Source organism: Aquihabitans sp. McL0605 (assembly GCF_049993875.1).
GTDB lineage: Bacteria > Actinomycetota > Acidimicrobiia > Acidimicrobiales > Iamiaceae > Aquihabitans.
In genome coordinates, this window is sequence record NZ_CP188252.1 from 3644367 (window position 1) to 3668877 (window position 24511).

Sequence of the window (24511 nt, forward strand, 5' to 3'; positions counted from 1 at the left end):
CGGGCCTCCGATGACCGACGAACCCACCTCTCCGGGAGGTCCCGACCTCGACGGCACGGTGTCCTGGCGCGAGCTGTGGACCGAGACCACCGGCCACCTCACCGGTGCCGGGATCGCCCAGGCGTCCACCGAAGCCAGGTGGATCGTCGAGGAGGCGAGCGGCATGGAGGGGTCGGAACTGGTCCTCGGGCTCGACTCGCTCGCCACCGTGCGCGGCGTGGCCCACCTCGACCACCTCGTCGGCCGCCGGGTGGCGGGGGAGCCGATCCAGTACGTGCTCGGCCACTGGTCGTTCCGGCACCTGGACCTGTTGGTCGACCGCCGGGTCCTGATCCCGCGGCCCGAGACCGAACAGGTCGTCGAGGTGGCGCTCGACCAGCTCGATCGCCTGGCCATCACCCGGCCGTCGGGTCACCGCCTGACGGTCGCCGACCTCGGCACCGGCTCGGGTGCCATCGCCCTGGCCATCGCCACGGAACGGCCCTCGACCCACGTGTGGGCCACCGACCGGTCGGCCGATGCGCTGGCCGTCACCCGCGCCAACCTGGCCGGTCTGGGCATGGCCGGGTCCCGGGTGCGCGTGGCGGAGGGCAGCTGGTTCGGTGCGATCGACCCGGACCTGCGCGGCCGGTTCGACGCGGTGATCTCCAACCCGCCCTACATCGCCGCCGACGAGGAGCTCCACGCGTCGGTGGCGGACTGGGAGCCGGTCGCCGCCCTGGTGCCCGGGCCCACCGGGCTGGAGGCCTACGAGGACCTGCTGGCCGAGGCGGGGGCGTGGCTGGCTCCCGGCGGCATCGTGGTGCTCGAGATCGGAGCGACCCAGGGGGAGGCGGTCTGCCGCCTCGCCACGTCGGCCGGGCTGGTCGACGCCACGGTCCACCCCGACGTCGCCGGCCTCGACCGCACCGTCGTCGCCCGCCGTCAGAGCTGACCTGCCGGCCGCTGGCGCGTCGCGGCGGCCTCTGGTGGTGGGATCGAGGGTGCGCCAGCCCCTAGCGTTCCGTGCTGTGTCCGAGCTCGGTGCGCCTGCCGTCGATGCCAGCCATCCGTCTGCCCTGGAGCAGGCCATCGCCGTGCTCGAGGGCGGGGGCACGGTCGTGCTGCCCACCGACACGGTCTACGGCCTGGCCGCCCTGCCCACCCGAGACGGGGCCACCAGGGATCTGTTCGCGCTGAAGGACCGGGCGGCCGACCACCCGCTCGCGGTGCTGGTGGCCGACCTCGACCAGGCGCTCGAGCTGGTGGAGTTCGACCTGCCCGAGGTGGGTCGCTGGATGGCCGAGCTCTGGCCCGGCCCGCTCACGATCGTCTTGCGCCGGTCGGCGGTGGCGGCGGCGCTCGACCTGGGCGGCGATGCCTCCACCATCGGCGTGCGGTGCCCCGACCACCCGTTCCTCCGGGCGCTCGCCGCCGAGGTGGGCCCGATCGCCACCACCAGCGCCAACCGGACCGGCGACCCCACGCCGCCGACGGCCCACGCCGCGGCCGCATCGCTGGTCGGGCCGGTCGACCTGGTCGTCGACGGGGGTCCAGCGGGCGCCGCGGCCAGCACGGTGGTCGATGCCACCTCGGTCCCGTGGAGGGTCCTGCGGGTCGGTGCCATCACGGCCGACCGGCTCGCCTGACGGGTACCGCGCCCTCCGGCACCGGCGACGCACCGATCTGAGCGGGCGTCTCGCTTCGACGTGGCGCTCGCGGTCATGCTGGCGGGGTGACGACGAAGATCGGCTTCTCGATCATCATCGCCGGCGTGGTGCTGATCTGCCTTCGAGCGGTCAACTGGGTCGACAGCGAGATGGCCGACATCGTGTCGGTGCTGGCCATCGTCGTCGGCGCCCTGGCGGTGGCGATCGACGGCGAAGAGGCCGACCAGTCCACCAAGCCCAAGCGCCGGGGCGGCTGAACCCGGCCGGCCTCGACCGGGCCGGGCTCAGGTGAAGGTGAAGGCGCCGTCGGCGTCGATGCGCCCGGCCGCTCCGGCGGTCTCGCTGGTGATCATCTGCTTCATGGCGACCGCGTCGGAGGTGTTGCCCCAGGCCCGCCGCCCATCGGCGAGGAGGCCCGACACGATGGCGGCGTCGGGCTGGCTGTCGCGATCGTGCATGACGACGGTCGACTCGACCGTGACCGCGTCGTCCACCACCGTGGCGAACTCTCGGCTGGGGCGGGCGTCGACCTCGTCCTGGGGGCGGACGTGGCGCCACGGCCGGGGCGGGGGCGTGGTGGAGTACACGCCGAACGCGTGCTTGGTGAGGAAGCCGCCGTTGCCGGTGACGAGGCCCAGCGAACCGGCGTCGCCGCGGAGCCGCTCGACCATGGCCGCGATCGAGTGGCTCACGTAGTTGTTCCACGGCCCGCCGCCGAACGAGAGGCCGCCCGTGACGGTGAGCGACCGGTCGGTCCCGAGCCCCAGCTCGGCGGCGGCGATCTGCACGGCGCTGGGGAAGCACGAGTAGACGTCGATGTGACCGAGGTCGTCGGGGCCGACCCCGGCCAGGTCGAGGGCGCCCCGGCCGGCGATGCCGATGGCCGGCGCGGCGCCGAGCGACCAGCGGTTCGACACGAACCAGTGCTCGTGGGCGTCGGAGCCCGACCAGGGGAAGACCCAGCGGTCCGACGAGATGCCGAGCGAGCGGGCGTGCTCGACGGAGGTGACGACGAAGCACGCGGCCTGCTCCACGGCGTTGTTGGCGTTCATCACCTTCGTGTACGGGAACCCGACCATCCGGTTGCGCGGTGAGGGCTCTCGGATCTCGTCGGCGGTCCAGGGCGTGCGGATCCAGGCGTGCGGGTTGGTGACCGCCACGGCGCTGAACCCGGCGTAGAGCGCCGCGAGCCGGTCGCGGTGCTCGTCGAGCGACCAGCCCTGCGCGGCGCGCCACTGGTTCTCGAACAGGGCGTAGATGCTCGCGGGGAGCACCACGCCTCGAGCCCACTCGCCCTCGTGCGACAGCGGGAGGTGGTTGGTGACGTGCTCGGTGGGGGCCACGTCGTCGCCCTGCTTCGACCAGCCCAGATCGACACCTTGGGCCCGCGCCGCCTGCCGGGTGCGCCAGGTCTCGGCGCCGCCGATCAGCCACGTCTGCGAGGAACCGGCCTGGATCTCCGCGCAGGCCCGGTTGAGCAGCGACTGGGGGTAGTTCCCGCCGTCGTCGGTGTGGATGGTCCGGGCCGGGGCCACGCCCAGGTCGGCGGCCAGCAGGGCGGCGGGGTCGAGGTAGTGGTGGGAGAGGATGTGGATCACCGCCATGGTGTCCACCGATGCCAGCAACCGGTCGGCGCCGCTGTCGGCCTGGGCCGCCCGGGCCGCCTCGGCCAGCAGCGCGGTGGGCTCGAGCGCCTGGTCGAGGTCGGAGGTGCGCTGCTCCACCTGTCCCACCGCCACGACCACGGGGGTCCGGGGATCGAGGGTTGCCTCACCTTGTGTCATCGGGTCTCCTTGCGGGCTGGAGCGAACAGTCAACGGCGATCTTGACCACTCGGTCAAGATCAGGCACCTGCGAGGCGCCAACTACGATTCGCGCCATCGACATCGTCTTCGTCTGCACCGGGAACATCTGTCGTTCCCCGATGGCCGAGGCGCTGCTGCGCGCTCGCCTCGTCGACGTGGCACCCGCGGTCACGGTCGGCTCGGCCGGCCTGCTGTTCGACGGCCGCCCGGCCGAGCCCAACGCCGTGAAGGCGATGAGCCGCTACGGCCTCGACATCTCGACGCACACCGCCCAGAAGATCTCGCTCGAGCTGCTCCAGGGGGCCTCGCTCATCTTGGGCATGGAGCGCCAGCACGTGCGGGAGGTGGCGGCCCTCGACGCCGCGCTGTTCCCGCGGTCGTTCACCCTCCCCGAGCTGGTCAACCTCGGAGAGATCGGCGATCGTCGCCCCGGGCAGTCCCTCGACGACTGGGTCCACGAGATCGGTGCCGTCCGGTCCCCGGACGGCTACGCGGCCAGCGATCCGCGTCTCGAGATCGCCGACCCGATGGGTCGGTCGCTGCGTGCCTTCCGAGCCTGCGCCGTCGCGATCGACCAGTCGGTCACCGCCCTCGTCGCCAGCGCCTGGCCGACCCCACCCCCGAGCGACCACCCGGTCGCCCCAGCCCCCTCCGGAGGCATCCATGCGGATCGCGATCGGCGCTGACCACGCCGGGTACGACCTGAAGGTCCACCTGGTCAACATCTTGACCGGGCTCGATCACACCGTGATCGACCTGGGGACCGATGGCCACGAGTCCGTCGACTACCCCGCCTACTGCGCCGCGGTGGCCCGCGCCGTCGTCCGCGGCGACGCCGAGCGCGGCATCGTGCTGGGCGGCTCCGGGCAGGGCGAGCAGATCGCGGCCAACAAGGTGATGGGGGTCCGGGCGGCCCTCTGCAACGACCTCTACACCGCACGGATGGCCCGCGAGCACAACGATGCCAACGTGCTGTCGATGGGCGGGCGCATCGTCGCCCCGGGCCTGGCCGACGAGATCGTGATCTGCTTCCTGCAGACCGACTACCAGGCAGGCCGCCACCAGCGCCGCGTCGACCAGCTCGGCGCGATCGCCGAGCTGAGCGGCGATGGCCGCGCCCAAGACCGATACCTCGATTCGCTGGTCCCGGGCATCACCGCCCGCGCGTCCGGCGCCGCCAAAGGAGCACCCTCATGAGCTGGCCCACCGACCGTGACACCGAGCTGTTCTCGATCATCGATGCCGAGCGCGACCGCCAGAACCGCACGGTCCAGCTCATCGCCTCGGAGAACTTCACCTCGCCGGCGGTGATGGAGGCCACGGGCTCCGTCCTCACCAACAAGTACAGCGAGGGCTACCCGGGCAAGCGCTACTACGGCGGCAACGAGATCATCGACCAGGCGGAGGAGCTGGCCCGCGAACGGGTCAAGGCCCTGTTCGGCGCCGAGCACGCGAACGTGCAGCCCCACTCGGGCGCCAACGCCAACATGGCCGTGTACCTCGGCCTGCTCGACCACGGCGACACCGTGCTCGGCCTGCGCCTCGACCAGGGCGGCCACCTCACCCACGGTTCGCCGGTCAACGCCAGCGGCATCCTCTACAACTTCGTGTCCTACGGCGTGACGCCCAGCGACGAGCGCATCGACTTCGACCAGGTCCGAGACCTGGCCCTCGAGCACCGCCCCAAGATCATCGTGGCCGGCGCCACCGCCTACCCGCGGATCATCGATCCCCAGCCCTTCCGCGACATCGCCGACGAGGTCGGTGCGCTGTTCATGTTCGACGCCGCCCACATTGCCGGCCTGATCGCCGGCGGCGTGCACCCCAACCCGGTGCCGGTCGCCGACATCGTCACCTTCACCACCCACAAGACGCTGCGCGGTCCGCGCGGCGGCTGCATCCTCAGCAAGGCCGAGCACGCCGCCGCCATCGACAAGGCGGTGTTCCCGGGCTCGCAGGGCGGTCCGCTCGACCACGTGATCGCGGCCAAGGCGGTGGCGTTCCGCGAGGCCGCCACCCCCGAGTTCACCGAGTACGCCCAGCGCGTGGTGGCCAACGCCGCGGCCCTGGCGGAAGCGCTCGCCGGCCACGGGCTGCGCCTGGTCTCCGGCGGGACCGACAACCACCTGATGCTGGTCGACCTCCGCCCGTTCGACGAGGACCTGTCGGGCAAGAAGGCCCGCCTGGTGCTCGATCGCGCTGGCATCAGCCTCAACGAGAACACGGTCCCCGGCGACCACCGTCCGCCCTACATCACCTCGGGGCTGCGCATCGGCACGCCAGCGGTCACCACCCAGGGCATGGGCGCTCGCGAGATGCGCGAGATCGCCTTCCAGATCCACCGCGTCCTCACCCACCGCGACGACGACGCGGTCATCGCCGAGACCCGTGAGGCCGTGGCCACCCTCTGCTCGAAGTTCGCCCCCTACCCCGGCTGATCGCCGCCGGCGGCGAGACTGGTCCGCACATGCCCACCACCTTGGCCTACGTGGCCGTCTTCGCGATCGCCCTCGGCGTCACGTTCGCGGTCACACCTCTGGTCAAGTGGATGGCCAAGCGCCTCGGGGTCGTGGCGCTGCCGTCCGACCGGGCGGTGCACGACCGGCCCATGCCCCTCCTCGGCGGGCTGGCCATGCTCGTCGGCTTCCTGGCGGCCATGGCGGTGGCGTGGCTGTCGGGTGGGTTCCCGGCCATGTTCGACGGGATCTCCACCCCGCTCGGGGTGGTGCTCGGGGCGGTCATCATGTGCGGCGTCGGCACCCTCGACGACGTCCGCGACGTGTCGGCCCCGGCCAAGACCGCCGGCATGGTGCTCGCGGCGTGCGTCATGTACCGCTACGGCGTCAGCCTCCTGTTCTTCCGGCCGCCGTTCGTCGACGGCCTGTTCGTGCTGGGCCCCGACCTGGCGCCGCTGATCTCGGTCCTGTGGGTGCTGGGGATGGCCAACGCCGTGAACCTGATCGACGGCCTCGACGGCCTGGCCGCCGGCATCATCGCCATCGCCGCGGGCTCCTTCTTCCTGTACGGCCACCACCTCGTCACGGGCGGGGTGGGGGTGATCGGCCCCGAGAACCCGAGCCCGCTCATCTGCGTCATCACGGCCGGCATCTGCCTGGGCTTCCTGCCGCACAACTTCAACCCGGCCCGGATCTTCATGGGCGATGGCGGCGCCCTGATGCTCGGCGGGCTCATGGCGGCGTCGACGATGCTCGTGGGCGGCCAGACGAGCGTCGAGTCGTCGGGGCAGGTCTTCTTCTTCTTCGCCCCGCTGTTCATCCCGTTCTTCGTGATGGGCATCCCGATCATCGACACGGCCTTCGCCATCGTCCGGCGGGCCCGCAAGCGCTCCGGTCTGGCCGAGGCCGACAAGGACCACCTCCACCACCGGCTGATGCGCCTGGGCCACGGGCAGCGCCGCAGCGTGGCCATCCTCTGGCTCTGGTCGGGGCTGCTGTCGCTGTTCGTGCTCTACCCCGTGTACACGGGCAAGGGCGATGGCCTGGTGCCCATCGGCGTGGCCGCGCTGGCCCTGATGCTGCTCACGTTCTTCCACCCCGGCACCCGGCGGGCCCGCATCGCCGAGGCGGCCGAGGAGGAGCACCGGCGCCTGGCCCAGGTGGCCGCGGTGGAGGCCCATCCCGTGGGCGACGACGCCGTCGACGTCGGCGAGCCGGCCCCCGAGCGGGGCGCCACCTGACTCGTGGGGCGCAAGATTTGCCGCCTCGCGGCGTTGCGCCTACATTGAGATTCGATTCACAAGCGGCACTGAGGCACACCTGCGAGACTGCAGCGCCTTCTGCTTGGACCCACACCTCCATGAGCGACTCCACGCCACTCACCCCGGGCAACGAAGCCCCCGCCGCAGCGGCCAGCACGCCTGCTGCGACGACCCCGGTGAGCCCCCGCGCGGCCTCGGCCGACCCGTTCAGCCGCAGCGCCTACTCCCAGTCGCTCAACAGGGGCTACGGCGACGCGATGGGCCGGGGCCTCGAGCTCGCCGTCACCCTCGTCTTCATGGTCGGCATCGGCCGCCTCGTCGACCTGCTCTTCGGCACCTACCCCCTCTTCACCATCGTCTTCTCCGTCCTCGGCTTCGCCGGGATCACCGTCAAGCTGTTCCTCGGCTACGACCTCGAGATGAAGAAGCACGAAGAGGGCGCCATCTGGAACCGCAAGAGCGGCGCCGCCTGATGGCCACCACCGTCCGCCCCAAGCCCTCCGCGCTCGAGACCCGAGACCTCGGTCCGGCGCCCGAGGCCCAGGTCGCCCGAGACCTCGTCAAGCACGGCCTCATGGTGCTGCCGGTGGCCCTGCTGCTCGGCGCCCTCGGCTGGGGCTGGGCCGGCGTCGCCTCGGTGGGCTACGCCTACGCCCTCATCCTCGTGAACTTCGCCGTCGCGGCGGCCCTCCTGGGCTGGGCGGCTCGCATCTCGCTCGGCCTGCTGATGGGCGTCTGCCTGTTCGGCTTCCTGATCCGCATGGCGGCCATCACCGCCGCCGTGCTCCTGGTCCGTGACCAGCCCTGGGTGGCCCCCGTGCCGCTCGGGGTGACGCTCATCGTGACCCACCTCGGTCTCCTCTTCTGGGAGACCAAGTTCGTATCCGCATCTCTGGCCTTTCCGGGCCTCAAGCCTTCTGCTGAGGAAAAATGAGCGTGCTCGCCCTTGAATTCCCGCCGCTGAGCCACATCACCAACTGGGGTGGCATCGCTGGCGATGGCACCTGGTGGGAGATCAACAAGGTCGTCCTGATCTACGCCATCGCCCTGTTCCTGGTCGTGCTGCTGTTCACGCTGGGCAACAAGAAGAAGGCGGTGCCCACGGGGGCCCAGAACCTGGCCGAGATGGCCATCGAGTTCGTCGAGGACGGCATCGTCATGGACACCATGGGCGAGGAGGGCAAGAAGTACACGCCGCTCCTGCTCAGCCTGTTCCTCTTCATCTTCTTCACCAACATCTTCGAGGTCATCCCGGGCTTCCAGATGCCGGCCTCGGCCCGCATCTCGCTGCCGCTGGTCCTCGCCCTGACCGCCTACGTCTGGTACCACGGCGCCGGCTTCAAGAGCCACGGCGCCGGGTACTTCAAGCACGCCCTCGTGCCCCCGGGCGTGCCGGTCGCGATCCTCCCGCTGGTCGTGCTCATCGAGTTCGTCTCGAAGTTCCTCGTCCAGCCCTTCAGCCACACCGTGCGTCTCTTCGCCAACCTGCTGGCCGGCCACATCCTGCTGGTCACGTTCGCGGTGCTCACCAGCGCCCTCATCACCCCCAAGTGGTACGCGATCTTCGCCCCGCTTCCCTTCCTCGGCGTGGTCTTCTTCACCGCCTTCGAGGTCTTCGTGTCCTTCCTGCAGGCGTACGTGTTCACGCTCCTCACGGGCGTGTACATCAATGCGGCTGCGAGCCACGAGCACTGATCCAACCGATCACCCAAGTCCCACAAGCACCAAGCACCTGCCAAAGAAAGGCTCCGAAATGAGCATCGACGTACTGGCCGCCGCCACCACCTCCGGCCTGACCAACAAGGGCGTTGCCGCCCTGACCTACGGCCTCGGCGCCATCGGCCCGGGCATCGGCATCGGCTACCTGGTCGGCCAGTCGGTCCAGGCCATGGCCCGTCAGCCCGAGTCCGCCGGCATGGTGCGCACCACCATGTTCCTGGGCATCGCGTTCGTCGAAGCGCTCGCGCTCATCGGCTTCGTGGTGTTCTTCCTCGCCGGCGCCTGATCGGGAGACGACCACATGCAACGAATTCGACTGCTGCTCGTAGCAGCCGCGATCGTGCTGGTGTCCACCGTTGGCCTCACGCATCCGGCTTCGGCCCAGGAGAGCGCCAACTACAAGGACCACAGCACCGAGGAATGCGCCAAGCTCCTCGCTGAGGGCCAGACCATCGACGATTGCCAGAAGGCTCCGAACCCGTTGGTCCCCGAGGCCAACGAGCTCATCTGGGGCTTCATCGGCTTCGCGCTGGTGTTCGCCTTCCTGACCTGGAAGGCCCTCCCGGCGATGAAGTCCGGCATGAACGCTCGGACCGAGCGGATCAAGGGCGATCTCGACTCCGCTGAAGCCCAGCGGACCGAGGCCACCGAGATCCTCGCCCAGTACCAAGCGCAGCTCGCCGACGCCCGCTCGGAATCGGCCCGCATCATCGAGGAGGCCCGTCAGGCCGCCGACGAGGTGCGGTCCACCCTGCAGGCCAAGGCCGAGGCCGACATCTCCGAGCTCAAGACCAAGGCGACGACCGACATCGAGTCGGCCAAGGTCCAGGCCATCGCCGACCTCCGTGGCGAGGTGGCCGCGCTGGCCATCGGTGCCGCTGAGCAGGTCGTCGGCCGCAACCTCGACCAGGAGACCAACACCGCACTGGTGGAGGCCTACATCAACCAGGTGGGAGCGAACAGCTGATGGCCGACGACCGCACCACGGCATACGCCGAGGCACTCTTCGCGGTCGCTCGGACCGAAGGCCCCCTCGCCGAGGTCGAAGACGAGCTGTTCCGGGTCGCCCAGGTGGTGAAGGGGAACGACGAGCTGCGTGACAAGCTCGCCGACCCCCACATCCCTGTGGCCACCCGGCAGCAGATCATCGTCGACCTCCTCTCGGGCAAGGCCACGCCCACCACGGTGAGCCTCGTCTCGCTCGTGGTGGCCAACGGTCGCATCCGCGAGTTCCCTGCGATCGTCGACGAGCTCGTCGCCAAGACCGCAGCGGAAGGGAACAAGGAAGTGGCCGAGGTTCGCTCGGCCATCGCCCTCACCGAAGACCAGAAGTCCCGCCTTGCCGAGGCCCTCGGCAAGGCCACGGGCAAGCAGGTCGAGGTCAAGGTCATCATCGACCCGTCCATCCGTGGCGGGCTCGTGGCCCAGGTGGGAGACACCGTCATCGACGGCTCCGTCCGCCGCCGCCTCGAACAGCTCAAGAACGCCCTCTAAGACACGCCCACCAGGCTTCAGGAGAAACGGCACATGGCCGAGCTCACGATCAACATCGAAGACATCACCTCTGCGCTTCGCAAGAACCTCGAGGGCTTCAAGCCCGACATGTCGGCCGCTCAGGTCGGCCGTGTGCTCGAGGTCGGCGACGGCATCGCATCGGTCGGGGGCCTCCCCGACTGCGCGGTCAACGAGATGCTCGAGTTCGAGGACGGGACCATCGGTCTCGCCTTGAACCTCGACGAAGATTCCATCGGCGCCGTGGTGCTCGGCGAAGTTGGAAGCATCGAGGAAGGCCAGATCGTGCGGGCCACGGGCGAGATCCTGTCCGTCCCCTGCGGCGACGGCATGCTCGGCCGGGTGGTCAACACCCTCGGCGAGCCCGTCGACGGCAAGGGGCCGCTCACCAACGTGACCACCCGCCGCATGGAGGTCCAGGCTCCTGGGATCATGGGCCGCAAGCCCGTGCACGAGCCGCTCCAGACCGGCATCAAGGCCATCGACGCCATGACGCCCATCGGGCGGGGCCAGCGCGAGCTGATCATCGGCGACCGCAAGACGGGCAAGACCGCCGTCGCGATCGACACGATCATCAACCAGAAGGGCCTGGGCGTGAACTGCGTCTACGTGGCCATCGGGCAGAAGGCATCCACGGTCGCCCAGACCGTCGCCACGCTCGAGAGCTACGGCGCCATGGACTACACGGTCGTGGTCGTGTCGCCGGCATCGGATCCGGCGCCGTTCAAGTACCTCGCCCCGTACACCGGCTGCGCCATCGGCCAGCACTGGATGGAGAACGGCCAGCACGCCCTCGCGGTGTACGACGACCTCTCCAAGCAGGCCGAGGCCTACCGCTCGGTGTCGCTGCTCCTCCGTCGCCCCCCGGGGCGCGAGGCCTACCCCGGCGACGTCTTCTACCTGCACTCCCGCCTCCTGGAGCGCGCCGCCAAGCTCAGCGACGAGAACGGCGCCGGCTCGATGACGGCCCTGCCGATCATCGAGACCAAGGCCGGCGACATCTCGGCGTACATCCCCACCAACGTGATCTCGATCACCGACGGCCAGGTCTTCCTCGACGACGACCTGTTCAAGTCGGGCAACCGCCCGGCCATCAACGTCGGCCAGTCGGTGTCGCGAGTCGGTGGCGCCGCCCAGATCAAGGCCATGAAGACGGCCGTGGGCACGCTCAAGGGCGACCTCGCCCAGTTCCGTGAGCTCGAGGCCTTCGCCTCGTTCGGCTCGGAGCTCGACGCCGTCTCGCAGGCCACGCTCGACCGGGGCTACCGCCTCACCGAGCTGCTCAAGCAGGGGCTCAACTCGCCCCTGTCGGTCGAAGCCCAGGTCGTGGTGCTCTACGCCGGCACCCGCGGCTACCTCGACCAGGTCGCCGTCTCCGACGTGCGCCGCTACGAGTCCGACCTGCTCACCTACCTCGGCGCTCGCTACAGCGGTCTCATGACCGACATCCGCGACACCGGCAAGCTCGACGAGGACGCCCTCAAGGCCGCCCTCGAGGAGTTCGGCAAGGACTTCGACATCTCCTCCGAAGCTTCGGCCTGAGGGAGCAGCTGACATGGCAGGTGGCCAAGAACGAGCCCTGAAGCGACGGATCAAGTCGGTCCAGTCGACCAAGAAGATCACCAAGGCGATGGAGCTCATCTCTGCGAGCCGCATCGCCAAGGCTCAAGAGCGCGTCGCGGCCGCCCGTCCCTACAGCGAGCGGATCACCGACGTGATCCGGAACCTGGCTGCGGCGGGCGCCGGCGGCGACTCGCCGCTGCTCAACCCGCGGCCGGAGATCACCACCGTCGCGTACGTCGTGGTCGCCGCCGACCGCGGCCTCGCCGGCGGCTACAACTCGTCGGTCATCCGTGGCGCCGAGCGCGCCATGGCCGCCGACAAGGCTGCCGGCCGCCAGACCGCCCTCATCACCGTGGGCAAGAAGGCGCAGGGCTACTTCCGGTTCCGCGGCTACGAGATCGCCGAGAGCTTCTCGGGCTTCTCCGACGACCCGTCCTACGAGGACGCCCGTCAGGTGGCCGCCCACGTGGCCGCCGCCTTCGAGTCGGGCGAGTACTCCGAGGTCCACATCGCCTACACCAAGTTCCTGTCGATGGGCACCCAGGTGTCGCAGGTCGTGCAGTACATGCCGCTCGACACCACGGCCCTCAGCGAGAGCACCGAGGCGTCGGGCCCCACGGCCGACTACGAGTTCGAGCCCAGCCCCACCGAGATCCTCGAGCGCCTGCTGCCCCGCTACGCCGAGGCCCGCCTCTACGCCGCCATGCTCGACTCCGCGGCCTCCGAGCACGCCGCTCGCCAGCGGGCCATGAAGTCGGCCACCGAGAACGCCGAGGACATGATCGTCAAGCTGAGCCGGGTCATGAACCGGGCCCGCCAGGACGCCATCACCACCGAGATCATGGAGATCGTCGGCGGCGCCGAGGCGCTCCGCCAGACGCAAGCCGATGCCGGCGACCTTCTGATCGACCACGTCAACATCGAAGACATCTTCAACCCTTCGCACGAACACCCGCCCGCCGTACGAGCGAACCACTTCAGCTCAGAGGAGCAGTCATGACCATCACCAACGAGCCCAGCACCGAGCTGAAGACCGGCCGCGTCGTCACCGTCGCCGGCCCCGTGGTCGACGTGGAGTTCCCCCCGGACTCCCTGCCCGAGATCAACACCGCCATCGCCATGACGATCGTCGAGCCCGACGGCACCTCCACCGAGGTCCGGGCCGAGGTCGCCCAGCAGATCGGCGACGGCCGCGTGCGCGCCATCTGCCTCAAGCCCACCGACGGCCTCCGCCGCGGCACCGAGGTCCGCAACACCGGCGCCGGCATCACCGTGCCCGTCGGCGACAAGGTCCTCGGCCACATCTTCAACGTGATCGGCCAGCCCCTCGACATCACGTCCGAGGAGCTCGGCGAGGTCGCCGACCGGTGGGAGATCCACCGCCCGGCCCCCAGCTTCGACTCCCTCGAGCCCTCGGCCACCATGTTCGAGACGGGCATCAAGGTCATCGACCTCCTCACCCCGTACAAGCAGGGCGGCAAGATCGGCCTGTTCGGCGGCGCCGGGGTGGGCAAGACCGTGCTCATCACCGAGATGATCCGCCGCGTGGCGCAGAACCACGGCGGCGTGTCGGTGTTCGCCGGCGTCGGCGAGCGCACCCGTGAGGGCACCGACCTCATGCTCGAGATGGAAGAGTCCGGCGTGCTCGAGAAGGCCGCCCTCTGCTTCGGCCAGATGGACGAGCCCCCGGGCGTGCGCCTCCGCGTCGCCCTGTCGGCCCTCACCATGGCCGAGTACTTCCGTGACGTGCAGCAGCAGGACGTGCTCCTGTTCGTCGACAACATCTTCCGCTTCACGCAGGCCGGCTCCGAGGTGTCCACCCTCCTCGGCCGCATGCCGTCGGCCGTGGGCTACCAGCCCACCCTGGCCGACGAGATGGGCGTGCTCCAGGAGCGCATCACCTCGACCCGAGGCCGGTCCATCACCTCGCTGCAGGCCGTGTACGTGCCCGCCGACGACTACACCGACCCGGCGCCGTTCACCTCGTTCACCCACTTCGACGGCACCACCGAGCTGAGCCGCGACATCGCCGCCCTCGGCATCTACCCCGCCGTGGACCCCCTGGCCTCCAGCTCCACCATCCTCGCTCCCGAGGTCGTGGGCGACCGTCACTACGACGTGGCCCGCGGCGTGCAGCAGGTGCTCCAGCGGTACAAGGAGCTCCAGGACATCATCGCCATCCTCGGTCTCGACGAGCTGTCGGAAGAGGACAAGGTCACGGTGGCCCGGGCCCGCAAGGTCCAGCGCTTCCTCTCGCAGCCCATGTACGTGGCCGAGGTGTTCACCGGGCTCCCCGGTGTGACCACCCCCGTCGAGGAGACCGTCGACTCGTTCGAGGCCCTGCTCCGCGGCGACCTCGACGACCTGCCCGAGCAGGCGTTCCTCAACGTGGGTGGCGCCGACGCCGCCCGCGCCAAGGCCGACGAGCTCCGCAAGTCCGCGGGGGAGTGATCACCCGATGACGATGCAGGTGCAGGTCGTGTCCCCGGAGCGCATCCTGTGGGCCGGCGAGGCCGAGATGGTCACCGCTCGCACCATCGAGGGCGGTGACATCTCGTTCCAGACCGGCCACGCGCCGTTCGTCGGCGCGCTCCAGATCGGCAAGGTCATCATCCGCCCCGGTGATGCGGATCCGGTGGTGTTCGCCGTGCACGGTGGTTTCGTCGAGGTCAGCAACAACGAGGTGTCGCTGCTGACCGACGTCTCCGAGTCGGTCGCCGGCATCGACGTCGCCCGGGCGGAGGCGGCGCTGCAGAACGCCAAGTCGGCCCTCGCCGAGGGACCGCTCGATCCTGCCGCGATCGAAGCGCTCAGGCGGGCGGAGCTGCGGCTCGAGGTCGCCGGGGCCGTCTCCGTCTGACGACACCATCAGCGGTAGCATCTCGGGGCCAGGCGGGTTGGCCGGTGGCAGGGGGAGAGCACCAATGACCGACTCCGAGGCTGTCCCGGAGCGCAGCGGAGGTCCACAGTGGCTGCGAGGGCCCCAGCGCGCGCCGATGGTGGGATCGCCGTCTGCGGTGGGCGGGGCCGGAGGCGGGTCGCGCTCGTACGTCGCCGGCACCACGCCCGGCCAGTCCGACGACCTCTTCGTCAGCCGCTACGCCTGGTCCGGCTCCTCGCCGCTCCCGTACCTGGTGGCATCGCTGGTGGCCATGGGTGCCGCCTGGTGGGCCCTCGACTGGGCCAGCTACGTCCGTGGCGCGCCCGACCCCGTGCGCAGCTCGGAGTGGTGGACCAACGTCACGGCCGTCCTGCTCCCCGGTGAGCCCGTTCGCGTGGCCGCCTACAGCGAGACCCGGATGTGGATCGCCCTGGGGCTGCTCGCGTTCGCGGCGGCCACCCTCTGCGTGTGGATCGGGCGCATCGGCCGCAACCTCCGGTCGGGCGACTCCCCGTTCGGGTCCTTCCTCCCGATCGTCACGTTCGCAGCCTGGTGGATCCTGCCGACCACCATCGCCCTGAGCGCCGACGGCACGCGCGCCAACTCCGACGTGATGATCCGCTACCTGGTGGCCTTCGGCATGCTGCTGGGCCAGTTCGTGCTCCTGCGGTGGCCGCTGCTCAACCGCATCTGGCGCTCGGGCCACCTGGGCTACGACATGGCATCGGTGGTGCTGTGGCTGCCGAACTTCATCCCGTGGGCCATGTTGTTCCTGTCGACCTCGTACACCTACCTGGCCATGGGCGACGACGGCTCCTTCGCCGACTCGGCGTGGCGGCCGACGCCGGCCATGCTCGACTGGGCCCGGTGGACGTCTCGGGCCAGCGCCGTGGGCCTCCTCGTGCTCCTGGCCGTGGTCTCGGTGGTGCAGCACCTGCGGATGCGCCAGGACCGGGCTGCCGACCTGGCCCGCCGCGCCGCCTGAGCCCGCCCCGTCCGCGATGGCCTACGGACACCCGCCCGACCTGACCGTCTACGCCATCCCGGTGTTCGTCGGCCTCATCGTGGTGGAGCAGCTGGTCCTGCGCCGGCGCCGCCGACGGATCGACACCAAGGACTTCTGGGCATCGATCGGGATGGGCGTCGGCTCGCTGGTCACGATCAACCTGGTCGGGGCGATCATCGGCTGGTGGCTGGCGACGCACCTGTGGCCCCACCGGTTCTTCGACCTCGGCACCGGCGTCGTCGGCTGGACCGTGGCCCTGGTGGGGTGGGACCTCATCTACTACTGGGACCACCGCATCAGCCACGAGCTGCGGTTCTTCTGGGCGTCGCACGTCAACCACCACTCGAGCCTCGAGTTCAACCTGAGCACCGCGCTGCGGCAGCCGTGGACCGCCTTCCAGACCGAGATCCTGGTGGCACCGCTGGCCCTGGTGGGCGTGCGGCCCGACCTCATCGTGGTGTCGGGGGCGATCAACCTCATCTACCAGTACTGGATCCACACGGAGGTGATCGACCGCATCGGGCCCTTCGAGCGGCTCTTCAACTCGCCGAGCCACCACCGGGTGCACCACGGATCGAACCCGCAGTACCTCGACAAGAACTACGGCGGGATCCTCATCATCTGGGACCGCCTGTTCGGCTCGTTCGCGGCGGAGGACGCCCCCGTGGTCTACGGGCTCACCAAGGACATCGACAGCTACAACCTCTTCCACATCGCCTTCCACGAGTGGCGGGCCCTGGGACGAGACGTGCGGGCCACCCGCGGGTGGCGAGACCGGTGCCGCCGGCTCTACCGCGGCCCGGGCTGGGCACCGGCGGGCCGCGCCGCCGAGCCCCAGCGGGTCAGCTGAACTCCACCACCGAGTACTCCTTGAGCTTCTCGAGGCGGTGGTGGGCGTTGACCAGCCGCACCGTGCCCGACTTGGAGCGCATCACGAGCGACTGGGTGGTGGCGCCGCGGTTGTCGTAGTGGACGCCCTTGAGGAGCTCGCCGTCGGTGATGCCGGTGGCGGCGAAGAAGCAGTTGTCGCCGGCCACGAGGCGCTCGGTGTCGAGCACCTCGTCGAGGTCCCAGCCGCCGGCGATCGCCGCCGTGCGCTCTTCGTCGTTGCGGGGCCAGAGGCGGCCCTGGATGGCACCGCCCATGCTCTTGAGCGCCGCCGCGGTGATGACGCCCTCGGGCGTGCCGCCGATGCCGAACAAGATGTCGGCGCCAGAGTCGGGCCAGGCGGTGGAGATGCCGCCCGCCACGTCGCCGTCGGGGATGAGGCGGATGCGGGTGCCGGCCTGGCGGATCTCGCCGATCAGATCGTCGTGGCGGGGGCGGTCGAGCACGACCGCAGTGAGCTCGGTGACCCGCTTGCCCAGGGCCTTGGCCACGGCGTGGAGGTTCTCGGTGGGGGTGGAGGTGATGTCGATCACGTCGGCGGCCTCGGGGCCCACCGCGATCTTCTCCATGTACATGACCGGTCCGGGGTCGTACATCGAGCCCCGCTCGCCCACGGCGATCACGGCGATGGCGTTGCCGCGGCCGAGGGCCGTGAGCGTGGTGCCGTCGATCGGGTCGACCGCGATGTCGGCCTCGGGCGGGGAACCGTCGCCGATGCGCTCGCCGTTGTAGAGCATCGGGGCTTCGTCCTTCTCGCCCTCGCCGATGATCACGATGCCGTCCATCGGGACGGTGTCGAGCACGACCCGCATGGCGTCGACCGCCGCGCCGTCGGCCGCGTTCTTGTCACCGCCGCCGACCCAGCGGGAGGCGGCCAGCGCGGCGGCCTCGGTGACCCGGACCAGTTCCATGGCCAGGTTTCGGGTGGGGACCTGCTTCTCGGGCATCCGACGATGATAGTTGTTGGTCCTGCTCGCACCGGCGGTGGACCCGCTGGGGGTGCGGTGGTCCCGCGGTGGAGGGGTCAGCGATCGGTGGCCGGGTCGTGCCGGCCCCGCGCGACGGGGCCGATCAGGGCCGTCGCCGCCCCCAGGCCACCCGCGAGCACCGGCACGGCCAGCAGGGCCACCACCACCGAGGTCGGCAGCGACCAGGGGATCGGCGCCAGCACCACCGCGGTGCCGAGCCGGCTGTGGGTGTTGTAGCTGTGCAGGTCGAACCGCGTGGCCGCGATGGCCAACACCGCGCCGAAGAGGGTCGCCACCGCGGCGATCGATGCGCCCCGCGCCCCGCTGACGAGGGCCATCGTCCGGCGGCGGGCTCCCAGCACGTCGAGGACGGCATCCTCCCGTCGGACGGCGAGCCGGAGCGTCAGCAGGGCCACGGCCGTGGCGATCAGCGCCATGGCGCCGAGCCCGAGCAGCAGCTCGCGGATGTCGGATGGCGAACGCACCCAGATCAGCGACGTCCGATCGCTCCGGTTCGAAGCGGCCAGATCGACCTGGCGACCGCCGCGGTGGATCTCGGCATCGGGCCGCGCGTCGTGCAGCCCCTCGATCTGGGCATCGGTCGGGCGCTCCGGGTACCGGACCACCAGGTCGTGCGGGGTGGTGGCCCGGCCGTGGGGGCGAGGGCGGGTGACCCTCGCCGGCAGGCCCTTGAACACCGGCGCCGGCAGGAGCACCTGAGGCAGGGCGGTCCAGGCGGCCCCGGGCACGACGACGGTGGCCGAGCGGAGCGCCTGGGGGCCAGCCGCCCGGGACCCGATGAGGTCCTCGTCCGGTGCGATCAACCGCACCCGGCCCTGGTCGTCGATCACCCGGCGGTCGAGCACCAGCGCCCGGTCGCCGGACGCGAGCGCGGGATCGAGGCCCAGCGCATGGAGCAGCTGCGGGGTGGCGAGCGCGACCGAGCCCCCCGGGTCGTCGAACAGGCCGCCCGTGCCCTGGGCGACATCGCCGAACGGACCGCCGGGAGGCGCCATCTCCACCGAGAGCGGCACCACCTCCGCCGTGGTGCTGCCGGCCGGCACCACGTCGGCCAGGCGCGTGGACGGCGGCTCGGGCGAGGCGCCGGTGCCGAACACCCGCGTCGCCGCCCGGTCCACCACGACCACCCGGTCGGTCCCGGCCGCCGTCGCCGGGCCGAGAGCGCGGATGGCGGCGACCCTGGCCTGCTCCCGGACGCCGAGCCCGTGCCCGACCGTCGTCTGCACCACCAGGACCGCCGCGAGCGAGGCGAGCAGGGCGATGGTCATGGTGAGCCCGCGGCGCTGGGGGGCGAGCGTGGCGGCCGCCACCCGTGCCGGCACCCAGGGGAGCCGGGCCGTCATCGCCGTGGCGGCCCGCGCCAGGCCTGGGGCCAGCCCGACCAGGCCGACGATCACCAGGAACGCCCCGAAGATCAGGCTCAGGTCGAGGGTGGCCCCGCTGTCGCTGCCGGCAGGGGTCGCGGCGCCGAGCAGGAGCAGCCCGGCGCTCGCCACGGTGCGGACCACCGCGCCCGTGCGGCTCGCCCTCGGTGAGGTGCCCCGGCGTGCCGGCAGCCGGGTGCCGGCGGTGGCCGCGGCGCCGGCCGCGGTGAGCAGCAGTGCCGGCAACCACATGTTCCCGACGTTGGTGGGAGGCGTGGCCTGACCGGCAGACGCGGAGCCGCGGATGGCGGCGGTGACCGCGGCGGCGATGGCCGCAGGGACGCCGAGGGCGACCACGCTCCCCGCCCACGCCGCGATCCGGATGACCAGCCTGGGGCAGCCCAGCCGCACCAGCACGACGGCATCGTCGCGCTGGATCGGATCGGTGGTGTCGGCGAGGGCCGCCGCCGTGGTCAACAAGACGAGGGCCGACGCCAGCCGGACGGCGCCGTGGTCCGGACCGCCGAACGCCCCGGCGAGGCCGGCGCCGGCGACGAGGCCCACGGTGATGCCGAGCCGCGTGGCCGTCCGGCGGCTCCGCAGCTCCCGCGCGGTGAGCCGGGTGATCGTGCCGACACCGAGCCACCGGGGCGGCCGGGGCCACGCGGTGGGCCCGGTCCAGGTGGGCGGGGGTGGGGCCGGCGGTGGCGGCGGCAGGGGGAGGGGGAGGGTCATGGCCGACCCGACGGCGCCGGACGGATCTCGTCGGTGACGATCCCGTCGCGCAGGAGCACGGTGCGGCCGGCCCACGAGGCCTGCTGGCTGTCGTGGGTCACGAGCAGGATCGCCCGACCCTCGACCGCCAGGTCGGCGAGGAGCTCGGTGGTCTGGTCGGCCGCGGTCCGGTCGAGGGCGGCGGCCGGCTCGTCGGCCAGCAGGATCGGCCGGTCGCCGACGATGCCGCGTGCGATCGCCACCCGCTGCTGCTCACCGACCGACAGCCGTGCGGCCGGCGTGTCGGCGACGTGGGCGATGCCGACGCGGTCGAGCGCCAGACGAGCGGCGGCCCTGGCGGCGCGGTGCGGGCGGCCGAGCAGGTCGAGCGACAGGGCCACGTTGTCGAGGGCCGTCAGGCCGTGCAGCAGGTTGAGGCGCTGGTGGATCACCCCGATCGTGTCCCGGCGGCGGTCGCTCCACCACGAGGTGCTCAGCACGCTCGGGGCGCGGTTGCCGAGCGAGATCCGTCCGGCGGTGGGCGTCACCAGGCCGCAGCACACATCGATGAGGGTGGACTTGCCCGCCCCGCTCGGTCCCATGACCGCCACCATCTCGCCGCGCCAGACCGCGATGGACACCTCGTCGAGGATGGTGCGCGACGCCGATCCGTCGGTCACCGTGACGGTGATCCCGGCGAGCGCGAGCGCAGGGGGGTGGGAAGATCGGTCCATCAGGTGCTCCCGTGCTTGGTGAGGCGCTGCTCGCACCGGTCGAGCCAGTGCAGGTCGGATTCGAGGCGGGCCACGACGGCGTCGGCCGCCAGCTGCGACCGCAGGTCATCGGGCAGCCGGCGCTGCTGGCGGCGCACGGACTGGAGCTGGGCCAGGAGCGCACGGCGGTGGTCGGTGACGATGGCGAGCGCCTCGGCGGGTCGGTCGGCCACGAGCAGCACCTTCATGAGCAGCTCGTCGCGGTGCGGCTCGGCCGACCACGACGCCGCGTCGAGCCACTGCCGCAGCTCCTGGCGGCCGGCGTCGGTGACGCGATAGAGGCGCCGACGGCCGGAGTCGTCGTCGGGGTCGTCGGTGGCGTCGACGAGCCCGTCGCGCTCGAGGCGGTCGAGGGTCGTGTACACCTGCCCGCTGTTGATGCGCCACAGGTCGGCGGTCTTGGCCTCGAAGCGGGAGCGCAGGTCGTAGCCGTGGCGCGGCTGCTCGACGAGCAGGGCGAGCAACCCCTCACGGACGGCCATGCGCATGACTATCCAGTAGTCACTACTCAGTAGTCAAGCGGTTTCTCCGGCGCGGGAGCGCGGCAGGGCACCACTAGCCTCGATCCAAGTGCCGGACCCCCTTGCTGCTGTCGACGTCGGGACCAACTCGCTCCACCTGGTGGTGGCGCGGACCACCGACGGCGATCGGTTCGAGGTGCTCACCCGCGAGAAGGAGATGGTCCGCCTCGGGTCGGGGTCCACCGACATGAAGACCCTGGCGCCCGCGGCCATCGACCGGGCCGTGGCGGCCCTGGGCCGGTTCCGCAAGATCGCCGACAGCCAGGGGGCCCCGCTGCGGGCGGTCGCCACCAGCGCGGTGCGCGAGGCCGAGAACAGCCACGACCTGCTGATCCGCGCCCGGCTCGAGGCCGGGGTCGAGATCGAGGTGGTCTCGGGGGTCGAGGAGGCCCGCCTCATCCACCTCGGCGTGCTCCAAGCCCTCGAGCTCTACGACCGTCGCCTGCTGCTGTGCGACATCGGCGGTGGCTCCACCGAGCTGCTGATCGGCGAGCAGGGCGAGGTGCTGGCGTCGGTCAGCTTCAAGCTCGGCGCGGTCCGGCTCACCAACCGCTTCTTCGCGGCCGAACGGCTCCACCCGTCCTCGGTCGACTCCTGCCGCCGCCACATCCAGGAGGTGCTGGCCTCGTTCGACCGGTCGGTGCGCGACCACCCCTACGAGGTGGCCGTCGGGTCCTCGGGCACCATCGAGCAGGTGTACCGGCTCGCCCGGGCGCTGGCGGGCGACGATCCGCTGCGCACGCTCAACGGGGCCACGCTCACCAGCGAGCAGGTGCGCAACGTGGTGGCCGTGCTCATCGAGGCCCGCGCCGCCGGCACCACCGCCGACCTCCCCGACCTCGACCCCAAGCGGGCCGACATCATCCTGGCCGGTGCGCTCGTGCTCGAGGGCGTGGTCCTCAGGTTCCGCATCGAGGAGCTGCTCCTCTCCGAGTACGCCCTGCGCGAAGGGGTGCTGCTCGACACCATCGCCCGTCAGCGGGGCGGCTCGCTCCCGCACCTCCGAGACGTCGCCCGGCGCAGCGTGCTCGACCTCATGCTCGCCTGCGACGAGGATCCGCAGCACTCCGAGCACGTCGCCCGCCTCGCGCTCCAGCTGTTCGACGCCACCATCGACCACCACCACCTCGACAGCGACGCCCGATCGCTGCTCGAGGCGGCGGCGCTGCTCGCCAACTCGGGCCTGCTCATCTCGCACGCCAAGCACCACAAGCACAGCTACTACCTCATCAGGAACTCCGATCGCCTCGTGGGGTTCACCGACCAGGAGATCGAGGTGGTGGCCCAGATCGCCCGGTACCACCGCAAGAGCGCGCCCAAGGCGAGCCACCCCGAGTGGGGGCTGCTCGACGACCACGAGCAGCGCGTGGTGCTGGTCGGCGCCGGCGTGCTGCGGGTCGCCATCGGGCTCGATCGCTCCCACCAGCAGGCCATCACCGACCTCGTCGTCACCGACCGCGGGCCCACGCTGGTGGTCGAGGCGATCACGCGGTCCCCGGGCTTCGACATCGGCCTCGAGCTGTACGCGGCCGACGAGCGCAAGCAGCTCCTCGAGCAGGTCCTCGACGTCGAGGTGGTCATCGAGCAGCGCGAGCCGGTGCTGGCGCAACCGCCGGCGGACCGGTCTGCTTAGCTTCCGGCATGGCGACGCGCGTGTGCCCCAACTGCGGATCCCAGTACGTGGCTTCGGTCCGGCGCTGCATCGATTGCGATGTGATGCTCGTCGACGAGGTCGGACCCGGCGGCGAGGAGGCGGTGCCCACCGTCGCCACCCCGCTCGGTGAGGGCGACCAGATCGCCTACGAGCTCGACGGGTGGGGCAACCAGCTCCGCGTCACGCTCTCGGGCATGCTCGACCTGGCGAAGATCCCGCACGTCTGGGAGATCGGCGCCCTCGTGGTCGCCGCCCCCCACGAGGAGGCCGTCGATGAGCTCATCGCCGCGGTCGAGGGGGGCGAGGCCGAGGAGCTGCCCGCCGACGTGGCCCAGGTGGCCTTCGAGATCGAGGAGGTGAGCGCCGACGAGCTGGCGGCGCTCGACGCCGAGCTCATCGCCGCGCACATCCCCCACGCCTGGCAGGAGACCGGCGAGCTCCTCGTGCCCGAGGAGTCCGAGGAGGCGGTGGCCACCATCATCGACAACGTCCTCAACCCGGAGGAGCAGACCGAGGAGGACGGCCTGGCCACCCACGCCGCCCTCGACCGGCTGTACGTGGCCGTCGACAAGCTCGGGAAGGCGCCCACCGACGACAAGCTGGTGGCCCGCTACGTCGACGCCGCCGACGGGCTCGACGGGCTGGGCGTGCCGTACGGGATGTCCGGCCACGAGTGGGACGAGCTGCTGACCCAGGTCGCCCAGCTCCGCTCGGTCCTGGCGGGCCCGATCGACCCCGAGGCGGCGACCGACGCCGTTGCGGTCGCCGACGCCGACACTGGGCACGAGGCCGAGGACGACGGGGCCGACGACATCGACGGCGAGGGCGACGGCCGCGCCGCCGACCTGCTCGACGACGACGATGAGGCCGAGGTCGAGGTCGAGGGTCCCGGCGAGGACGACGGCGCTGCGGTCGTCGACCGCGCCGTGCTGGCAGGGCAGCTGGTGCACCAGCTCCGCACCCGGATGCTCGACCTGGTCTGACCGGCTGGACCGATGGCCATCGCTGCCAGCAGGACGTGAGCCCCCGCACCCCTCCCCGGTAGCGTGTCCTGATGCTGCTCGCGGAGTTGGAGGTCTTCCACTCGCGACCCATCGCGCCCACGCGCCGCGTCGCCATCGGCGTGGCAGTGCTCCCCACCTCCCCGGCACCGGGGTTCGGCGGCCTGCTCCTCGGGGGGATCGTCGCCCGTTTCATCCCTGAGGTCGACCCCGACCTGCTCGACGAGCTGACGCGCCTCACCCACCAGGTCGAGGCGGGCCAGCGCATCGCGCAGCCGCGGCTGCGTCACCGGCTCCAGGACGACCGCGTCGGTCTCACCAAGTGCCCCCACCGCCTGATCGGCACCGGTGAGGAACTGCTGTTCGAGCTGCACGAATCGGTGGCCGCGGAGCCCAACGTGCTCGCTGCCGTCTACGCCGCGGGCCGCCTGGCCCCCGAGGTCCGGCCATCGGTGATGAGCGCCATCCGTCGCTCGATGCACTGGCGGGCCGAGCTGGGCCCGGAGTTCGTCGAGTACCTCACCGAGACGCGCAGCACGGCCAACTGGTCCACGCTCGGCGGTCGGGATCCGGTGGTCTGGGCACTCGGCGTGCTCGGCCTCACCCCCGAGCTGACCGGCCGCAAGGTGGTGCAGAACCGGTTCCGGGAGCTGCTCCGCGACGCCCATCCCGACCACGGGGGCGACTCCGACGACGCCGCCCAGCGGATCTCCGAGCTCACCGAGGCTCGCCGGATCCTGCTGCACGGCTGAGC

26 protein-coding genes and 1 pseudogene are annotated in these 24511 nt (G+C 71.3%); 22 read left to right on the top strand and 5 right to left on the bottom strand.

Features of this window, described 5'->3' with window-relative positions; all coding sequences use genetic code 11:
• Nucleotides 1-10 precede the first annotated feature (10 nt).
• The 3 genes from prmC to ACPPVX_RS16810 all read left to right on the top strand — a co-directional run bounded on the left by prmC (nt 11) and on the right by ACPPVX_RS16810 (nt 1906).
• Complete coding sequence (gene prmC / locus ACPPVX_RS16800) at nt 11-934, top strand: peptide chain release factor N(5)-glutamine methyltransferase (RefSeq protein ID WP_426571725.1); 924 nt, start codon at nt 11-13, stop codon at nt 932-934.
• 76 nt (nt 935-1010) lie between these two features.
• The gene (locus ACPPVX_RS16805; protein ID WP_426571726.1) at nt 1011-1628 is read left to right on the top strand and encodes an L-threonylcarbamoyladenylate synthase; all 618 of its coding nucleotides are present in this window, start codon (nt 1011-1013) and stop codon (nt 1626-1628) included.
• 86 nt (nt 1629-1714) lie between these two features.
• Nucleotides 1715-1906 (top strand): hypothetical protein, encoded by a 192-nt coding sequence (locus ACPPVX_RS16810; RefSeq protein WP_426571727.1) that lies wholly within the window; start codon nt 1715-1717, stop codon nt 1904-1906.
• A gap of 27 nt (nt 1907-1933) precedes the next feature.
• On the opposite strand, the gene ACPPVX_RS16815 is transcribed toward ACPPVX_RS16810, so the two are convergent.
• Nucleotides 1934-3433 carry an acetyl-CoA acetyltransferase gene (locus ACPPVX_RS16815; RefSeq protein WP_426571728.1) on the bottom strand — a complete coding sequence of 500 codons (1500 nt, stop codon included), beginning with the start codon at nt 3431-3433 and terminating at the stop codon, nt 1934-1936.
• On the opposite strand from ACPPVX_RS16815, the gene ACPPVX_RS16820 reads away from it, so the two are divergent.
• The 16 genes and pseudogenes from ACPPVX_RS16820 (at nt 3427) to ACPPVX_RS16895 (ending at nt 16703) form a co-directional block, all read left to right on the top strand.
• Nucleotides 3427-4140, top strand: coding sequence for a hypothetical protein (locus tag ACPPVX_RS16820; protein WP_426571729.1), 714 nt, complete (start codon nt 3427-3429; stop codon nt 4138-4140). The genes ACPPVX_RS16815 and ACPPVX_RS16820 overlap by 7 nt on opposite strands.
• Complete coding sequence (gene rpiB / locus ACPPVX_RS16825) at nt 4118-4651, top strand: ribose 5-phosphate isomerase B (protein ID WP_426571730.1); 534 nt, start codon at nt 4118-4120, stop codon at nt 4649-4651. Before ACPPVX_RS16820 ends, rpiB begins: the two co-directional genes overlap by 23 nt.
• Complete coding sequence (gene glyA, locus ACPPVX_RS16830) at nt 4648-5892, top strand: serine hydroxymethyltransferase (RefSeq protein ID WP_426571731.1); 1245 nt, start codon at nt 4648-4650, stop codon at nt 5890-5892. Before rpiB ends, glyA begins: the two co-directional genes overlap by 4 nt.
• Before the next feature lie 29 nt (nt 5893-5921).
• Nucleotides 5922-7151: a glycosyltransferase family 4 protein gene (locus ACPPVX_RS16835; RefSeq protein WP_426571732.1), complete on the top strand. Its 1230-nt coding sequence runs from the start codon at nt 5922-5924 to the stop codon at nt 7149-7151.
• 119 nt (nt 7152-7270) lie between these two features.
• Entirely contained in the window at nt 7271-7645 is a 375-nt protein-coding gene (locus ACPPVX_RS16840) for an AtpZ/AtpI family protein (RefSeq protein WP_426571733.1), read from the top strand.
• Nucleotides 7645-8106, top strand: a complete 462-nt coding sequence (locus ACPPVX_RS16845) for an ATP synthase subunit I (protein ID WP_426571734.1) — start codon at nt 7645-7647, stop codon at nt 8104-8106. Before ACPPVX_RS16840 ends, ACPPVX_RS16845 begins: the two co-directional genes overlap by 1 nt.
• A 2-nt stretch (nt 8107-8108) precedes the next feature.
• On the top strand, nt 8109-8867 hold the full coding sequence (gene atpB / locus ACPPVX_RS16850; protein WP_426571735.1) for a F0F1 ATP synthase subunit A: 759 nt from the start codon (nt 8109-8111) through the stop codon (nt 8865-8867).
• 58 nt (nt 8868-8925) lie between these two features.
• Nucleotides 8926-9177, top strand: a complete 252-nt coding sequence (atpE, locus tag ACPPVX_RS16855; protein ID WP_426571736.1) for an ATP synthase F0 subunit C — start codon at nt 8926-8928, stop codon at nt 9175-9177.
• 15 nt (nt 9178-9192) lie between these two features.
• Nucleotides 9193-9858 carry a F0F1 ATP synthase subunit B gene (gene atpF, locus ACPPVX_RS16860; protein ID WP_426571737.1) on the top strand — a complete coding sequence of 222 codons (666 nt, stop codon included), beginning with the start codon at nt 9193-9195 and terminating at the stop codon, nt 9856-9858.
• Complete coding sequence (atpH, locus tag ACPPVX_RS16865) at nt 9858-10385, top strand: ATP synthase F1 subunit delta (RefSeq protein ID WP_426571738.1); 528 nt, start codon at nt 9858-9860, stop codon at nt 10383-10385. Before atpF ends, atpH begins: the two co-directional genes overlap by 1 nt.
• A 33-nt stretch (nt 10386-10418) precedes the next feature.
• Nucleotides 10419-11945 (top strand): F0F1 ATP synthase subunit alpha, encoded by a 1527-nt coding sequence (gene atpA, locus ACPPVX_RS16870; RefSeq protein ID WP_426571739.1) that lies wholly within the window; start codon nt 10419-10421, stop codon nt 11943-11945.
• Between the two features lie 13 nt (nt 11946-11958).
• Nucleotides 11959-12837, top strand: a pseudogene (locus ACPPVX_RS16875) (F0F1 ATP synthase subunit gamma); the annotation flags it as partial.
• Nucleotides 12838-12962: 125 nt separating this feature from the next.
• Nucleotides 12963-14417, top strand: a complete 1455-nt coding sequence (atpD, locus tag ACPPVX_RS16880; RefSeq protein WP_426571740.1) for a F0F1 ATP synthase subunit beta — start codon at nt 12963-12965, stop codon at nt 14415-14417.
• Nucleotides 14418-14424: 7 nt separating this feature from the next.
• A complete protein-coding gene (gene atpC / locus ACPPVX_RS16885; protein ID WP_426571741.1) occupies nt 14425-14826 on the top strand; it encodes an ATP synthase F1 subunit epsilon in 402 nt (133 codons plus the stop codon).
• 136 nt (nt 14827-14962) lie between these two features.
• Nucleotides 14963-15832, top strand: coding sequence for a hypothetical protein (locus ACPPVX_RS16890; protein WP_426571742.1), 870 nt, complete (start codon nt 14963-14965; stop codon nt 15830-15832).
• A 16-nt stretch (nt 15833-15848) separates the two neighbouring features.
• The gene (locus ACPPVX_RS16895) at nt 15849-16703 is read left to right on the top strand and encodes a sterol desaturase family protein (RefSeq protein ID WP_426571743.1); all 855 of its coding nucleotides are present in this window, start codon (nt 15849-15851) and stop codon (nt 16701-16703) included.
• Here ACPPVX_RS16895 and glpX read toward each other — a convergent pair.
• The 4 genes from glpX to ACPPVX_RS16915 form a co-directional block, all read right to left on the bottom strand.
• Nucleotides 16696-17688: a class II fructose-bisphosphatase gene (glpX, locus tag ACPPVX_RS16900; RefSeq protein WP_426571744.1), complete on the bottom strand. Its 993-nt coding sequence runs from the start codon at nt 17686-17688 to the stop codon at nt 16696-16698. The two genes, ACPPVX_RS16895 and glpX, sit on opposite strands and share 8 nt — an antisense overlap.
• 77 nt (nt 17689-17765) lie before the next feature.
• Nucleotides 17766-19829, bottom strand: coding sequence for a hypothetical protein (locus ACPPVX_RS16905; RefSeq protein WP_426571745.1), 2064 nt, complete (start codon nt 19827-19829; stop codon nt 17766-17768).
• Nucleotides 19826-20542: an ABC transporter ATP-binding protein gene (locus ACPPVX_RS16910; RefSeq protein WP_426571746.1), complete on the bottom strand. Its 717-nt coding sequence runs from the start codon at nt 20540-20542 to the stop codon at nt 19826-19828. The genes ACPPVX_RS16905 and ACPPVX_RS16910 overlap by 4 nt, the downstream gene beginning before the upstream one ends.
• Complete coding sequence (locus ACPPVX_RS16915) at nt 20542-21063, bottom strand: helix-turn-helix transcriptional regulator (RefSeq protein ID WP_426571747.1); 522 nt, start codon at nt 21061-21063, stop codon at nt 20542-20544. The genes ACPPVX_RS16910 and ACPPVX_RS16915 overlap by 1 nt, the downstream gene beginning before the upstream one ends.
• 88 nt (nt 21064-21151) lie before the next feature.
• Between ACPPVX_RS16915 and ACPPVX_RS16920 the strand changes: the two genes are divergently transcribed.
• From ACPPVX_RS16920 to ACPPVX_RS16930, 3 genes are all read left to right on the top strand, one after another.
• On the top strand, nt 21152-22735 hold the full coding sequence (locus ACPPVX_RS16920) for a Ppx/GppA phosphatase family protein (protein ID WP_426571748.1): 1584 nt from the start codon (nt 21152-21154) through the stop codon (nt 22733-22735).
• 8 nt (nt 22736-22743) lie between these two features.
• Complete coding sequence (locus tag ACPPVX_RS16925; protein WP_426571749.1) at nt 22744-23739, top strand: hypothetical protein; 996 nt, start codon at nt 22744-22746, stop codon at nt 23737-23739.
• 71 nt (nt 23740-23810) lie between these two features.
• A complete protein-coding gene (locus tag ACPPVX_RS16930; RefSeq protein WP_426571750.1) occupies nt 23811-24509 on the top strand; it encodes a hypothetical protein in 699 nt (232 codons plus the stop codon).
• Nucleotides 24510-24511: the final 2 nt, after the last annotated feature.

What these genes read in the sequence shown, in the direction of transcription:
- ACPPVX_RS16845 (WP_426571734.1), top strand. Translation starts at nt 7,645, where the DNA reads ATGGCCACCACCGTCCGCCCCAAGCCCTCCGCGCTCGAGACCCGAGAC.
- ACPPVX_RS16915 (WP_426571747.1), bottom strand. Translation starts at nt 21,063, where the DNA reads ATGGCCGTCCGTGAGGGGTTGCTCGCCCTGCTCGTCGAGCAGCCGCGC.
- atpC (WP_426571741.1), top strand. Translation starts at nt 14,425, where the DNA reads ATGACGATGCAGGTGCAGGTCGTGTCCCCGGAGCGCATCCTGTGGGCC.
- atpF (WP_426571737.1), top strand. Translation starts at nt 9,193, where the DNA reads ATGCAACGAATTCGACTGCTGCTCGTAGCAGCCGCGATCGTGCTGGTG.
- ACPPVX_RS16930 (WP_426571750.1), top strand. Translation starts at nt 23,811, where the DNA reads ATGCTGCTCGCGGAGTTGGAGGTCTTCCACTCGCGACCCATCGCGCCC.
- atpE (WP_426571736.1), top strand. Translation starts at nt 8,926, where the DNA reads ATGAGCATCGACGTACTGGCCGCCGCCACCACCTCCGGCCTGACCAAC.
- glpX (WP_426571744.1), bottom strand. Translation starts at nt 17,688, where the DNA reads ATGCCCGAGAAGCAGGTCCCCACCCGAAACCTGGCCATGGAACTGGTC.
- atpA (WP_426571739.1), top strand. Translation starts at nt 10,419, where the DNA reads ATGGCCGAGCTCACGATCAACATCGAAGACATCACCTCTGCGCTTCGC.
- atpD (WP_426571740.1), top strand. Translation starts at nt 12,963, where the DNA reads ATGACCATCACCAACGAGCCCAGCACCGAGCTGAAGACCGGCCGCGTC.
- ACPPVX_RS16815 (WP_426571728.1), bottom strand. Translation starts at nt 3,433, where the DNA reads ATGACACAAGGTGAGGCAACCCTCGATCCCCGGACCCCCGTGGTCGTG.
- ACPPVX_RS16890 (WP_426571742.1), top strand. Translation starts at nt 14,963, where the DNA reads ATGGTGGGATCGCCGTCTGCGGTGGGCGGGGCCGGAGGCGGGTCGCGC.
- glyA (WP_426571731.1), top strand. Translation starts at nt 4,648, where the DNA reads ATGAGCTGGCCCACCGACCGTGACACCGAGCTGTTCTCGATCATCGAT.
- ACPPVX_RS16905 (WP_426571745.1), bottom strand. Translation starts at nt 19,829, where the DNA reads ATGACCCTCCCCCTCCCCCTGCCGCCGCCACCGCCGGCCCCACCCCCG.
- rpiB (WP_426571730.1), top strand. Translation starts at nt 4,118, where the DNA reads ATGCGGATCGCGATCGGCGCTGACCACGCCGGGTACGACCTGAAGGTC.
- ACPPVX_RS16925 (WP_426571749.1), top strand. Translation starts at nt 22,744, where the DNA reads ATGGCGACGCGCGTGTGCCCCAACTGCGGATCCCAGTACGTGGCTTCG.
- ACPPVX_RS16835 (WP_426571732.1), top strand. Translation starts at nt 5,922, where the DNA reads ATGCCCACCACCTTGGCCTACGTGGCCGTCTTCGCGATCGCCCTCGGC.
- atpH (WP_426571738.1), top strand. Translation starts at nt 9,858, where the DNA reads ATGGCCGACGACCGCACCACGGCATACGCCGAGGCACTCTTCGCGGTC.
- prmC (WP_426571725.1), top strand. Translation starts at nt 11, where the DNA reads ATGACCGACGAACCCACCTCTCCGGGAGGTCCCGACCTCGACGGCACG.
- ACPPVX_RS16840 (WP_426571733.1), top strand. Translation starts at nt 7,271, where the DNA reads ATGAGCGACTCCACGCCACTCACCCCGGGCAACGAAGCCCCCGCCGCA.
- ACPPVX_RS16895 (WP_426571743.1), top strand. Translation starts at nt 15,849, where the DNA reads ATGGCCTACGGACACCCGCCCGACCTGACCGTCTACGCCATCCCGGTG.
- ACPPVX_RS16910 (WP_426571746.1), bottom strand. Translation starts at nt 20,542, where the DNA reads ATGGACCGATCTTCCCACCCCCCTGCGCTCGCGCTCGCCGGGATCACC.